The organism is Paenibacillus mobilis (genome assembly GCF_058267595.1).
Genome location: NZ_JBZCMS010000004.1, coordinates 278,715 through 290,991, shown reverse-complemented (window position 1 = coordinate 290,991; position 12,277 = coordinate 278,715). Strand labels below are relative to the sequence as shown.

The 12,277-nt window shown below is 52.7% G+C and carries 11 protein-coding genes; 5 read left to right on the top strand and 6 right to left on the bottom strand.

The window, feature by feature from the left end:
• The first annotated feature begins 114 nt into the window (after positions 1–114).
• Together AC3ZPD_RS09940 and AC3ZPD_RS09935 are read left to right on the top strand one after the other, a co-directional pair.
• Complete coding sequence (locus tag AC3ZPD_RS09940) at positions 115–750, top strand: chromate transporter (RefSeq protein WP_490984133.1); 636 nt, start codon at positions 115–117, stop codon at positions 748–750.
• Positions 751–761: 11 nt separating this feature from the next.
• Positions 762–1,298, top strand: coding sequence for a chromate transporter (locus AC3ZPD_RS09935; protein ID WP_490984132.1), 537 nt, complete (start codon positions 762–764; stop codon positions 1,296–1,298).
• A gap of 12 nt (positions 1,299–1,310) precedes the next feature.
• Here AC3ZPD_RS09935 and AC3ZPD_RS09930 read toward each other — a convergent pair whose 3' ends face one another.
• The 5 genes from AC3ZPD_RS09930 to AC3ZPD_RS09910 form a co-directional block, all read right to left on the bottom strand.
• Positions 1,311–2,612, bottom strand: a complete 1,302-nt coding sequence (locus AC3ZPD_RS09930) for a pyrimidine-nucleoside phosphorylase (RefSeq protein WP_490984131.1) — start codon at positions 2,610–2,612, stop codon at positions 1,311–1,313.
• A 26-nt stretch (positions 2,613–2,638) separates the two neighbouring features.
• Positions 2,639–3,346 (bottom strand): purine-nucleoside phosphorylase, encoded by a 708-nt coding sequence (gene deoD / locus AC3ZPD_RS09925; protein WP_490984130.1) that lies wholly within the window; start codon positions 3,344–3,346, stop codon positions 2,639–2,641.
• Positions 3,347–3,623: 277 nt separating this feature from the next.
• Positions 3,624–4,571, bottom strand: a complete 948-nt coding sequence (locus AC3ZPD_RS09920) for a glycine betaine ABC transporter substrate-binding protein (protein WP_490984129.1) — start codon at positions 4,569–4,571, stop codon at positions 3,624–3,626.
• Positions 4,572–4,646: 75 nt separating this feature from the next.
• A complete protein-coding gene (locus AC3ZPD_RS09915; RefSeq protein WP_490984128.1) occupies positions 4,647–5,495 on the bottom strand; it encodes an ABC transporter permease in 849 nt (282 codons plus the stop codon).
• Positions 5,470–6,690 carry a quaternary amine ABC transporter ATP-binding protein gene (locus tag AC3ZPD_RS09910; protein ID WP_490984127.1) on the bottom strand — a complete coding sequence of 407 codons (1,221 nt, stop codon included), beginning with the start codon at positions 6,688–6,690 and terminating at the stop codon, positions 5,470–5,472. The genes AC3ZPD_RS09915 and AC3ZPD_RS09910 overlap by 26 nt, the downstream gene beginning before the upstream one ends.
• Positions 6,691–7,092: 402 nt before the next feature.
• On the opposite strand from AC3ZPD_RS09910, the gene AC3ZPD_RS09905 reads away from it, so the two are divergent.
• A complete protein-coding gene (locus tag AC3ZPD_RS09905; RefSeq protein ID WP_490984126.1) occupies positions 7,093–7,638 on the top strand; it encodes a GbsR/MarR family transcriptional regulator in 546 nt (181 codons plus the stop codon).
• A 187-nt stretch (positions 7,639–7,825) separates the two neighbouring features.
• Positions 7,826–10,144, top strand: a complete 2,319-nt coding sequence (locus AC3ZPD_RS09900) for an alpha/beta hydrolase family protein (protein ID WP_490984125.1) — start codon at positions 7,826–7,828, stop codon at positions 10,142–10,144.
• Between the two features lie 53 nt (positions 10,145–10,197).
• Here AC3ZPD_RS09900 and AC3ZPD_RS09895 read toward each other — a convergent pair whose 3' ends face one another.
• Positions 10,198–11,109: a LysR family transcriptional regulator gene (locus AC3ZPD_RS09895; RefSeq protein ID WP_490984124.1), complete on the bottom strand. Its 912-nt coding sequence runs from the start codon at positions 11,107–11,109 to the stop codon at positions 10,198–10,200.
• A gap of 205 nt (positions 11,110–11,314) precedes the next feature.
• Here AC3ZPD_RS09895 and AC3ZPD_RS09890 point away from each other — a divergent pair, with 205 nt between their 5' ends.
• Positions 11,315–12,274, top strand: coding sequence for a phosphate ABC transporter substrate-binding protein PstS family protein (locus AC3ZPD_RS09890; protein ID WP_490984123.1), 960 nt, complete (start codon positions 11,315–11,317; stop codon positions 12,272–12,274).
• Positions 12,275–12,277: the final 3 nt, after the last annotated feature.

Genomic DNA, 12,277 nt, shown 5'->3' with positions numbered 1-12,277 from the left:
CATACAACCCCGTGTTTCAAACCTGTTTCAAGCCTAATTCCCAAAAGTTAAATTCATAATGAAAAAAAGATGCTATAATGAATGCAAGAAATCCACAGCTGGAGAGAAGTTTCCATGACCAAAAAGAGAAAACAAAAGCTGGCCCTGCTTTGGCAATTATTCTGGGTCTTTTTTAAGATCGGTCCCTCTACCTTTGGAGGAGGATATGCCATGATGGCCGTTATTGAACGTGAAGTTGTCGTAAAAAAGAATTGGATGGACGAACAGGAGATGAGCGATTTGCTGTCGATTGCGGGCTCCGCTCCGGGAGGCGTCGGCGTCAACGCTTCGGCTTTTATAGGTTACCGGCTGGGTAAAATTCCCGGTGCGATTGCCTCCGTATTCGGCATCACCCTGCCCACCTTCCTGATGATTTATGCACTCAGTTTTTTCTATTCCCGGCTTCAAGATTTGCCGAAAATTCAGGCCGCCTTTAAAGGCATCAACGGCGCCGTTATCGGCCTGATTGCGGTCGCCGCTTACAAAATGGGCAAAAATGCGCTTTTTGACCGGACTACGCTTGTTGTAGCTGCCGGTTCGCTTGCGCTGCTGCTGGTGACTGGCTGGAACCCTATTTTTATGATCATGATCGGGCTCATGCTTGGCATTATGATTATCCGCGTCAAGAAGTGGCTCGGGCTGAAGGTCAGAACAGAAAAAGACACCCCGGACGGGAAATCCGACCAAGGTGTCATTGAATATTACATCTAGGAGTGGAGCCTGTGTTATTCTGGCAGCTGTTTTTTTCCTTTTTAAAAATCGGATTTATGTCCTTTGGAGGCGGCTACGCCGTCATAACCATGATTCAATACGAAACCCGCCACTACGGCTGGCTGTCTAACGAGGAGTTTCAGCGGACCGTAGCTCTTTCAGGCATGTCGCCCGGTTCGATTGCCACCAACAGCGCCACTCTGATCGGTTATCATATTGCGGGTCTGCCCGGCGCCATTGTCGCCACGGCCGGCATTATTTTGCCTTCCCTGCTTATCGTGATTCTGATCGCGGCTTTTTTCTTTAAGCTCCACTCGAACCCTTGGGTTAAATCCTCATTCTATGGTTTGCGTCCGGTTATTACGGGCCTGATCGTGTACGCGGCGATCCATTTCGGGTTCCCCGATCCGGGGAAAAACGTGTTCAACTGGACCACCCTGGCGACTTTGCTGATCGGTGCCGCTTCCTTCCTTGCGGTGATCAAATACAAAGTTCATCCGTTAAAAATCGTCCTGATTTCCGCCTGCGCCGGCATCATTTTGTTTTAACCTGCCCGCCGATTATTCCGTTACGATGCCATGCACCAGCACCGGCGCATCGGCGTGATCCGCCAAACGGATACATTCGTAAATCTTGGCTTTAACCGCCTCTACATCTTCCGTATTTGCGTGAATGGTAACCAAAGATTCACCGGCTTTGACCGCATCCCCGATCTTCTTGTTCAGCATAAGGCCGACTGCCAGGTCGATCTCGGATTCCTTCGTCGCGCGGCCCGCGCCCAGCCACATGGCGGCCGTGCCGATCCCGTCGGCGATAATCTCCGCTACAACGCCGTCTTCCTTGGCCGGCACTTCGATTTTGTAAGCCGCCTGCGGCAGCTTCTCCGGGTGATCCACCACCGACGGATCGCCGCCCTGATTGGCGATAAACTGCTTGAACTTCTCCAGCGCGGCACCGCTGCGGATCGCTTCGCGCAGCTTCTCCTCCGCTTCTTCCAGCGAAGCGGCTTTCCCCGCCAAATAAACCATTTGACGTCCCAAAGCCAGGCACAGCTCCTCAAGATCCTCGGGACCTTGTCCTTTTAAGGCATCGATCGCTTCCTGCACTTCAAGCGCGTTGCCGATCGCCCGGCCCAAGGGTTGGCTCATGTCGGAGATCACCGCCATCGTTTTGCGGCCGACGTTGTTGCCGATCCGCACCATGGCCTGCGCCAGCTCGGCGGCATCCTCCGCCGTTTTCATAAAAGCGCCGGAGCCCGTTTTCACGTCGAGCACGATGGCGTCGGAGCCTGCGGCGATCTTTTTGCTCATGATGGAACTTGCGATCAGCGGGATGGAGTTGACGGTTGCGGTGACGTCGCGCAGCGCGTACAGCTTTTTGTCCGCGGGCGTCAGATTGCCCGACTGGCCGACAACGGCAATTTTAAACCGGTTGACGAGGTCTGCGAACTCTTCCGTACTGATTTCCGTATGAAAGCCCGGAATGGATTCCAGCTTGTCGATCGTTCCCCCGGTATGGCCCAGCCCTCGGCCGGACATTTTCGCTACCGGGATATCCAGCGCTGCTACAAGCGGAGCCAGCACCAACGTGGTCGTATCGCCCACGCCGCCGGTGGAATGTTTGTCCACCTTCACGCCTTCAATGGCGGAAAGGTCGATGACATCCCCGGAATGCACCATGGCCATCGTCAAGTCGGCGCGTTCGCGTTCGTTCATATCCTGGAAAAAGATCGCCATCGCCAAAGCGCTGACCTGATAGTCCGGTATTTCCCCGCGGGTATAACCTTCAATAATATAAGTAATTTCTTCGGTCAGCAGCTCGCCGCCGTCCCGTTTCTTCTCGATCAAATCTACCATTCTCATGGGCAAATCCCCGCTTTCCTTAAATCCTACAAATGAATAGCCGTATCCAGCGCCACTTCCATCATTTCTTTAAACGTGGTCTGGCGTTCTTCGGAAGTCGTTTCTTCCCCTGTCAGCAGGTGGTCGCTGACCGTCAAAATGGTCAAGGCGTTTACGCCGTATTTGGCAGCCAGCGTATAAAGCGCCGTTGTTTCCATTTCCACGCCAAGCACGCCGTATTTCATCAGCAGCTGGGTAACGGAAGTGTCGTCGCGGTAGAACATGTCCGAGCTGAAAATATTGCCGACGTGCATGTTGAGCCCTTTCTCCACGCCGCGTTCGTAAGCGGATTTAAGCAGCTCAAAGCTTGCAATCGGCGCAAAATCATACCCGCCGAACACATGACGGTTCATGCTGGAATCTGTACAGGCCGCCTGGGCCAAAATGACGTCGCGCACATGAACATGCTCCTGCATCCCGCCGCACGTGCCGACGCGGATGAGATTTTTTACGCCATAATCGCGGATCAGCTCGTTAACGTAAATGGCAATGGACGGGGTCCCCATGCCCGTTCCCTGAACGGACACTCTTTTCCCTTCATAGGTCCCCGTAAACCCAAGCATGCCGCGGACTTCATTGTAGCAGGTCACATCGCTCAGATAGGTCTCGGCGATAAATTTGGCGCGAAGCGGATCACCCGGCAGCAAAATCGTTTCGGCGATGTCCCCGGCTTTGGCTGCAATATGTACACTCATCAGTAAAATCTCCTTTGGCTTGTAAAATAAGAATGGCCGGAATCGCGACTTCGGATACCCGGCTGCACAGCCTATGACAGCATAAATAACCGGTCAAGCTCGTCCGTCGGACGGGCCTCGCTTGGCCTAGTTATTCTGCGCATTCATCGGCCCTTCTATTATATAGGAAGAAAATGAAAAAAAACAGGACCGCCGTCCCGGCCACAACCGGAATTTTGGCGATCCTGCAGGCTATTTTCCAACTTGCGTTATCCAAGCAGCCGCTGGCTTGATTTCCTTATTTATCCTTCAAATCTTCGATGGAGTTGATGTCCATGTAAGCCGGCACAACCAGCCCCGTCTTCACGCCGGTCATGTTGGCGCCAAGGTCTTCAAGCTTATCCTTGAACTGGTTCCAATAGTCGGCGTGCGTCAAAGGCAGCCACGCAGCAACCGAAGCATCAGCATCGCCGTTAGCTACACCTGTCCACATAGGTCCTGCTTCAACCTGCAGCGCGGTTACTTTGTAGCCCAGTTTGCTTTCAAGCACATATTTCAACAGGTTCGTGCTGGCAATCTCGGAATCCCAAGCCACATAAGCCAGCTTGAGCGGTTTGCCGTCTACGGGAGTAAGCCCTTCGATCCAAGGAGCAATGGCATCTCCATTAGCGTCCGCCCAAGCTTTGGCAGCAGCTTCCGGCTCTTGTCCTTCCTGGATGGCCGTCATGATTTCACCCATTTGCTTATCGGTCCACTGAAAGCGGTCCAGGAATTCATAAGCCGTCGGCTCGTCTTCTTTGAGTCCTTTACGGGCGATCGTATGAATTTCTTCGGCTTCCCCGTATACTTTTTTCGGATCATCGAGATATTTCAAATCATATTTGGAGAACATCCAGTGCGGCGTCCAGCCCGTAATGATGATCGGCTCCTTGTTTTTAATCGCTTTGTCGAGTGCGGCCGTCATCGCCGCACCGGAGCCTTCGACCAGCTGCCAGCCGTCCAAGCCGTAGTCAGTAATCGCTTGTGCGGTAGCTTTCATGATTCCCGCGCCCGGATCGATCCCGATAATTTGATGTTTCACCTGATCGCCGACGTTCGCCGCGCTGCCCGAATTTCCTCCTGCTGTTCCGGGATCCGTAACGGAAGCGCCGTTACGATCCGGGTTGCAGGCTGCCAGTCCTACAGCCAAAACAACCGACACTGCCAGCAAACCTGCACTTCTAAACTTCAGCTTCTTAAGTTTCATCTTTCTTATCACTCTCTTTCCGTTTGATTTGTTTGATTCCCGTTTCAGCCGTCCGGCTTTGACGCTTCACGCCGCTTAAGCCGTACGTCTTTTACGTTTGGTTCTCGGTTTAATCAGGTTTTGACTCAGCCGGTCAAGCACGATAGCAAGCACCACGACGACAATACCCGCTTCAAATCCTTTCCCGATCTGAAGCTGGGTCACTGCGCGGTAAACCTCAGCGCCTATGCCCTGCGCCCCGATCATCGAAGCGATAACCACCATGGACAAAGACAACATAATCGTCTGGTTAACGCCGGCCATCAAGGTCGGCAGCGACAGAGGCAGCTGCACCTTAAACAGCTTCTGCATCGGCGTGGAGCCAAAAGCGTCGGCTGCTTCGACCAATTCGCCCGAAACCTGCATGATCCCGAGCCGGGTTAGCCGGATGGTCGGCGGAATGGCAAAAATGACGGAGGCGATGACGCCGGGGACGACGCCCAGGCTGAAGAACGTAACCGCCGGAAGCAAATAAACAAAAGCCGGCATGGTCTGCATGAAATCCAGCAGCGGAATAATTACGCTGGAGACGGATTTTTTATAAGCACACCAGATCCCGATCGGTATACCAACCATAATGGAAATCAGTCCTGAAGTGATGACCAAAGCCAGGGAATTCATCGTCTGATCCCAGTAGCCCAGATCATACACCAGCAGAAAACCGATCATGGAGAACAGCGCCAAAGGCAGTTTCCCCGCATAATAAGCAATAAGTCCCAATATCACGATGAACAGCAGCGGATGCGGCAGAAGGAAAATATCGGCGAAAAAGTTTACGATACCTTCAATGACGGCGGAAATGCCGTCAAACAACGGTCCGAGATGGGCCGACATCCAGTCTACCAGTTCCTGAATCCAATCAGAGAGCGGCAGTTTCGGCAGCATGTTCATCCCTCCCTTCCAGTTCCAGTTCTCCAGCAAGCGCGCCGAGCAGTGCGCCCCGGACGATCACGCCGAGCAGGCGGTTTTGATCGTCAACGACGGCAAGCGGCAGCTTGGACGTGCTCGTCATTTCAAATAGTTCGTTCAAAACCCGGTCTGGGGCAACGGTAGGCGTCTCCCGGATCAGAATATCTTCGAGCGTCCGTTTGTTTTTGAACGCGGCCGAGGCATCTTCGGCAGTGATTACGCCGAGGAGCTTTTTCGAGCGGTCAATGATAAAGAGGTTGGATACGCCTCTCTCCCGCATCAGCTCAAGCGCAACGCGCGGACCGCGGTCCAGCGTAATCGTCTCCGGTCGGCGCATGACATGAGAGGCCGTAAGCACCTTCGACAAATCGACGTCCTCGACGAACCGTTCCACGTACCGGTTGGCCGGATGGATCATGATTTCTTCCGGCGTGCCGATCTGGACAACCGCACCGTCGCGCATCAAAGCGATCCGGTCGCCGATCCGCAGCGCTTCATCCAGATCATGCGTGATAAACACGATGGTCTTTTTCATTTTTTCCTGCAGATCAAGCAGTTCGTCCTGCATGTCCCGGCGGATCAGCGGATCCAGCGCGCTAAACGCTTCGTCCATCAGCAGCACCTCCGGATCGTTGGCAAGCGCGCGGGCCAGTCCGACCCTTTGCTGCATGCCGCCGCTCAGCTCGTCGGGCATTTTGTCTTCCCAGCCCTTAAGGCCTACGAGTTCAAGCGCATTCGCAGCTTTCTCCGCGCGTTCCTTCTTATTGACCTTCTGCACCTCAAGTCCATATTCCACGTTCTCCTGCACCGTCCGGTGCGGAAACAGCGCAAATTTCTGGAACACCATGCTTATGGTCTTGCGCCGGACTTCCCGGAGCTGCTCGCGGTTCATCTTCAGCAAATCCTTGCCGTGAACCAGAATTTGTCCGCTAGTAGGCTCGATCAGCCGGTTCAGCATGCGGACCATCGTAGATTTTCCGCTGCCGGACAATCCCATGATGACAAAGATCTCGCCTTGCTTGATGTCAAAGCTGACCTGGTTAACGCCGACCGTTATATGTTTCTCTTTAGCCAGCTTTTCCTTGCTCCAGCCCTCTCTCAGCAGCTTCATTCCCTGCTCGGCGTGAGGCCCGAACAGCTTGCTGACTTCTTTCAATTCCAATATAGCCATGTAAACACCCCTTTTATGGTCAAACCCTTAAAGGATCCGTTTCATCAGTCCGCTCTATCGTCTACCTCATGGAAGCCGGACATCTGCGGAATTCGGAATTCAAACATTTGAACTCGCCCATTTGAACTCGCCATTCATACTTTTGCCCCAAAATGCGTCTTCGGTCCAACGGAATGTACCCATTGTAACCACAAGCCGCCTAAAACATCAACCTAAAAATCCGTACGTATAGTACGTACAGAAAAAACTGTACAAAGTATATCTAGGTTATCCTCCCATTTCCTCCTTAATGCTTTCTAGTTTGCTCCTTTACTTCCGGAGAACGCTTATTTACAATGAACGATATTCAGCTTGAACCCCTCACTGCTCAAAGGTTTTCGGCACAAGATAGGAGGAAAAGTGATGGTCCTAGACCACTTAACGGAGGAACAGCAAGAGGTTATTTTAACGATAAGAAAACGTGTCATTGAACATATAGGCAGCAATATGGACTTATACGGACTGACCCATTCCGCCGGCCATTTGTACGGGCTTTTATTTTTTGCGGGCAAGCCGATGACCCTGGACGAGATGGGCAGTGAAATGAAAATGAGCAAAACGAGCATGAGCACGGCGGTACGGACGATGCTGGACCTGCGAATGGTGCATAAGATATGGGAAAAAGGATCCAGAAAGGATTTTTATGAGGTGGAGTACGACTGGCATCAAACGTTTCTGGACTACTTTGCGATCCGCTGGAAAAAAGCCGTGGAAAGCAATCTCTCCGCGCTTCAGAAAGCGGTCAGGGAAACCGACAAGCTGATCCAGCAGTCGGACAGCGAAGCCTTCAAAGCCGTTCTGGAACAGGATAAAAGCAAGCTGCTTGAAGCCAAAGCCTATTATCGCTGGCTTGACCGCCTGATCGACGTGATGGAAAACGGGGAAATCTTTAATCTGGTGCCCCGCTGATGTATTGTTAAACTCAAAAATCATACGGCACTTCAGGCATTTATGCCTTCCAGACTTAACAGCCTTCACCATGATTTCCTATCCGGTGGAGGCTGTTTTTCATGTTACAATAAAAGATAACCGTCAGATGATTTCATCGTTCATCTTCATTTGTTTTTATTATTTCATCATCATTTGGGGAGCATTCATGGACACTCAACTTGAAAGATTATATCAAGCTTTACCTCTTTCTCTTTCCAAACCTCCGTTCAGACGCCGGATCAAAGCCCGGCTGGCCGCTACCTACCGTTACGATACGCTTTTCTGGCAGGTCTCCCTGTTCGGGCTTTGGGCCGTGGTGCTCGCGGCGTTTACTTTAACGGCCCTAGGACTGCCAACCGGGTACGGTACGGCGGTTGACGTGCTCCTGTTTACGGCCGGCGGAACGATCGCCATGGCCCTGGTCGCCAATGTGCTGGCCGCGCTGCTGGCGCTCATTGGCCTGTCCGTGCCCCGGCTGTTTCTCGGGGCATGGCTGTTCACCGCCGGAGCCGTGCTGACCATCTTCCGCTATTCAGGCGTAAGATGGGACGTGTCGACGGCGGTGGCTTTGTTTGCCGCGTGCGCCGGCACGCTGGCCGGCTTCACGGCCGGCTGCCTGGCCAAGCCGCGCCAGAAGGCCCGGCGCAGGCTGGCCATGGCCCTGCTGCCGGCGGCCGCATGCGCCGCGCTGTTTTATCTGCCGCTGCATACGAGCGGCAGCAGGCCGGCTCCGCCGGAAGCGGCCGCGACGGCTGAAGCCTCGGCCGCCATCGACGCCGGCAATCCGGGGCTGGCCGGGCCGGCGGCTTACCGCTATTTCACCTATGGCAGCGGAAGCGACCTGCACCGGGACGAATTCGCCCAAGGCGCCGAGCTGCGTTCCGTTTCCGTAGACGGCTCGAAAATCATTTCGAAATGGTCCAAAGCCCGGACCTCTTTCTGGGGGTTTGACCCCAAAGCCCTGCCTCTGAACGGGCGGGTCTGGATGCCGGAAGGCAGCGGGCCTTTCCCGCTGGTCCTGCTTGTGCACGGCAATCATCTAATGGAGGATTATTCGGACGAAGGGTACGGTTATCTGGGCGAGCTGCTGGCCAGCCGCGGGTTTATTGCCGTATCCGTGGATGAAAATTTTCTGAATTATTCGGCCTGGACCGGCATTCCGGACAATGACATGAAAGCCCGGGCCTGGCTGCTGCTGAAGCATCTTCAGCAAATCGACCAATTTGCGGCCGACAGCAGCTCTCCTTTTTACAATAAAGTGGATTTCGACCGGATCGGCCTGGTGGGGCATTCCCGCGGGGGGCAGGCCGTGGCGATGGCCGCGGACCCGCTGCGCTGGTTCCAGCCTGGGGATTCGCTTGAAAATATTGATAAGTTTCACATTGTGAGCGTAGCCGCAATCGCCCCGACCGACAAGCAGGTCGACAATAACGCGGCGCAGCTGAGCAATGTGAACTATTTTTCGCTGCAGGGGGCCCAGGACGGCGATGTCAGCGATTTTTACGGGGACCGGCAGTACAGCCGGGTTTCCTTTGATCCAAACAGCAATGCCTTCAAGGCCACCTTGTACGTCGACGGCGCCAACCACAGCCAGTTTAATACGAGCTGGGGGCATTATGACGCCAGCTTTCCGAACGGCATTTTGCTGAGCCGGAGCCGGATCATGGATGAAGACAGCCAGAGGCAGATCGCTAAGGTTTATATATCCGCTTTTATGGAAGCAACGCTGCATGCCCAAACGGAATACAAAGCGCTTTTTAAGGATTACCGCGCCGGACTGCCGTGGCTGCCGGATACCGCTTATTACAATCGGTTTGTGGATGGGCATTTGACCCTGCTGGCCGGGTATGGCGAAGACCGCAACATCCATACGATCGGTGCAGGCGGCACAGCCGAAGCCCATCAGGTAAAGGTATCTGAGGAACCGGCAAAAGACCGGGACAACAACGCGAAAACCGAACGCGGGGCCATCCTCGAATGGCCGTCGGAGGCCTCTTCCGGAGCGGTTCCTGAAGGTTCGGAGGAGCCTTCTTATACGCTGCGTTTAGGCAGCGGCGGTACCGTCACCGGCAATCCGCTGAGCGAAGCTTTAGGCCGTGCCAAAGGCTTGTCCTTTTCCCTGGCCAACCTGAATTACCAGCTTGACGGGGATCAAACGGCGGCAGCTGCCACTTCGCCCGATATATCTGTAGAATTAGCAGACAAGGACGGCGCCAAAGCCCGCCTTCCCTTATCGGATTTTATGGCCGTTCAACCGCTGCCTGTCAGCAAATTTACGGTAAATGCCTGGCTTGAAGATAAAATCGAAGACGGCAAATATAAAGAAGCGACAGAGGCCATATTCCAGACCTACCGGATCGATTTCAGCAGATTTGCTGAACAAAATCCCGCTTTCCAGCCGGGGAAACTCGCTTCAATTACCTTTTATCTGGGCGATGGTCCCGGCAAAGTTATGCTCAGCACCGTCGGCGTTTATTCCGAATAGAGGCTAGATGCGGTTTCGTCGCCTAATTTTTCAACTAAGCAGCTTTATTTCTACTAAAGCTTTAGTTCCCCGGCTGCACTTTTCAGTTTGTCCGACAAAACCTGAATGTATGGGGAAGAAGCATCGCCGCCCTGCTCCAGCAGACCTAATGTAAAAGCTTTCTCAGGCAGTGCGCCCGGCAGCGGGAGCACTGCTATTTCTTTGCCTTCGGCCCCTGGGCCAAGCCCCTGAACCGCTTTCCGCGTGGCAAAGGCGGCCCCCATCCCCAATTGAACGGCCTGCACCGCGGCAGCAAAAGTTGAAACAACGGTCGCGCTGAGGAGTCCGATCTTTTGTTTGCCCGCCCAGCCCATAACGGCGCTGCTTAAATAGGCTGACTGATCATAAACCACAAACTTCTCCAGTTTGATTTCATCAACCGTTAAAGCGTTATTGCCCGCCCATTTATGCTGTTTGCCGCAGATGACGACAAGCTCATCCTCAAACAAGCTTTCAAAGGAACCGGCCGCTTTGCCCGCTGCCTTCTGTTCCACAATAACGGCGTCCAGCTCTCCTTCCGCAAACAGCGAAACCAGTTCTTTTTCCGGCGCCAGACGCACCTCGGCCTGAAGTTCAGGGTAAAGCAGCTCAAGCTCCCTGACGGCCTTGAGCAAAGCAAGGGAATAAATGTCTTCCGCCCCTACGCGGAGCTGTCCGGTTCCGGACTTTTTGAAATTCTCCATCGTTCGCTCCGCTTCCTGAAATAAAGCCGTCATTTTCTGTGCGTAAGGATAAAGCGCCTTTCCGGCATCGCTAAGCCAAACTCGTCCGCCCCGTGTCTGATATAAGGCTACGCCCATTTCTTCCTCAAGGCTTTTCATATGAAAACTGACGGTCGGCTGCTTAAGCTGCATCTCATTGGCCACATCCGTCACTTTTTTATGTTTTTCAATTAATACAAGGATTTTAAGCTTCAATAAATTCAATGTCCGTTCCTGCCCTTCGTTCCTGCCTATAAATTTATTATACAGTTTTTCTATTTCTATATAGATATTATATTGAGATTTTTATTATTAATTTTACATTAAGCTGACCTCTGTCAAATGAACGGTTTTTATAATTAATTATGTCGATGAGGACAAACTAAATCATCGAGAAAACAAATATAAATGTATGGGGGAATCCTTAGTCATGAAATTTGGTAAATCCGCGGTACTTGCGCTAACTCTCGCGTTCAGTGTTTCTCTGGCGGCTTGCGGCAACAACACGAACAGCTCTTCCGGCAGCAATGCTTCCAACAACGCTTCCGGCTCGGCTAACACAGCTTCCAACGCTCCTGCTTCTGCTGATTCTTCGCTTAGCGGTTCCATTATCGCTTCCGGTTCTACAGCACTGCAGCCTTTGGTTGACCAAGTTGCTAAAAAGTTCTCCGAAACGAACAGCGGTGTTTCCATCCAGGTGCAAGGCGGCGGTAGTGGTACCGGCCTGACTCAAGTTTCTGAGGGTCAAGTGCAAATCGGTAACTCTGACGTATTCGCTGAAGAAAAAATCGACGATGCTGCTAAAGCTGCAGAACTTAAAGACCATCAAGTTGCTGTAGTCGCAATGGCGGCAGTAGTAAATAAAGAAGTTGGCGTAACAAACCTGACTCAACAACAACTGATTGACATTTTCACCGGCAAAGTTACGAACTGGAAAGACGTTGGCGGTAAAGATCAAGGCATCGTAATCGTTAACCGTCCAAGCAGCTCCGGTACGCGCGCTACTTTCGAGAAATACGCTTTGGGTCAAAAAACGGAAGACCTGAAAGGTTCGATCCAAGAAGACGCATCCGGTACAGTTAAGAAGCTGATTAATGAAACTCCAGGAGCCATCGGCTACCTTGCCTTCTCTTACATCGATGACACCGTTCAAGCCGTTCAATACAATGGCGTAGATCCAACAACGGACAATGTTGCTACTGGTAAATATCCGGTATGGGCTTACGAGCACATGTACACTAAAGGTGACCCGGATGCCGCTACTCAAGCTTTCCTGGACTACATGGTTTCCGATGAAGTTCAAAAAGGCGACGTAGTAGAACTGGGCTACATTCCAGTATCCGATATGAAAATTGTTCGCGATAAAGACGGCAAAATTACCAACAAATAAGAA

Bases quoted from the DNA above. Each gene is read 5' to 3' on its own strand.
- AC3ZPD_RS09940 (WP_490984133.1), top strand. From the start codon at position 115: ATGACCAAAAAGAGAAAACAAAAGCTGGCCCTGCTTTGGCAATTATTC.
- AC3ZPD_RS09930 (WP_490984131.1), bottom strand. From the start codon at position 2,612: ATGAGAATGGTAGATTTGATCGAGAAGAAACGGGACGGCGGCGAGCTG.
- deoD (WP_490984130.1), bottom strand. From the start codon at position 3,346: ATGAGTGTACATATTGCAGCCAAAGCCGGGGACATCGCCGAAACGATT.
- AC3ZPD_RS09920 (WP_490984129.1), bottom strand. From the start codon at position 4,571: ATGAAACTTAAGAAGCTGAAGTTTAGAAGTGCAGGTTTGCTGGCAGTG.
- AC3ZPD_RS09915 (WP_490984128.1), bottom strand. From the start codon at position 5,495: ATGCTGCCGAAACTGCCGCTCTCTGATTGGATTCAGGAACTGGTAGAC.
- AC3ZPD_RS09910 (WP_490984127.1), bottom strand. From the start codon at position 6,690: ATGGCTATATTGGAATTGAAAGAAGTCAGCAAGCTGTTCGGGCCTCAC.
- AC3ZPD_RS09905 (WP_490984126.1), top strand. From the start codon at position 7,093: ATGGTCCTAGACCACTTAACGGAGGAACAGCAAGAGGTTATTTTAACG.
- AC3ZPD_RS09900 (WP_490984125.1), top strand. From the start codon at position 7,826: ATGGACACTCAACTTGAAAGATTATATCAAGCTTTACCTCTTTCTCTT.
- AC3ZPD_RS09890 (WP_490984123.1), top strand. From the start codon at position 11,315: ATGAAATTTGGTAAATCCGCGGTACTTGCGCTAACTCTCGCGTTCAGT.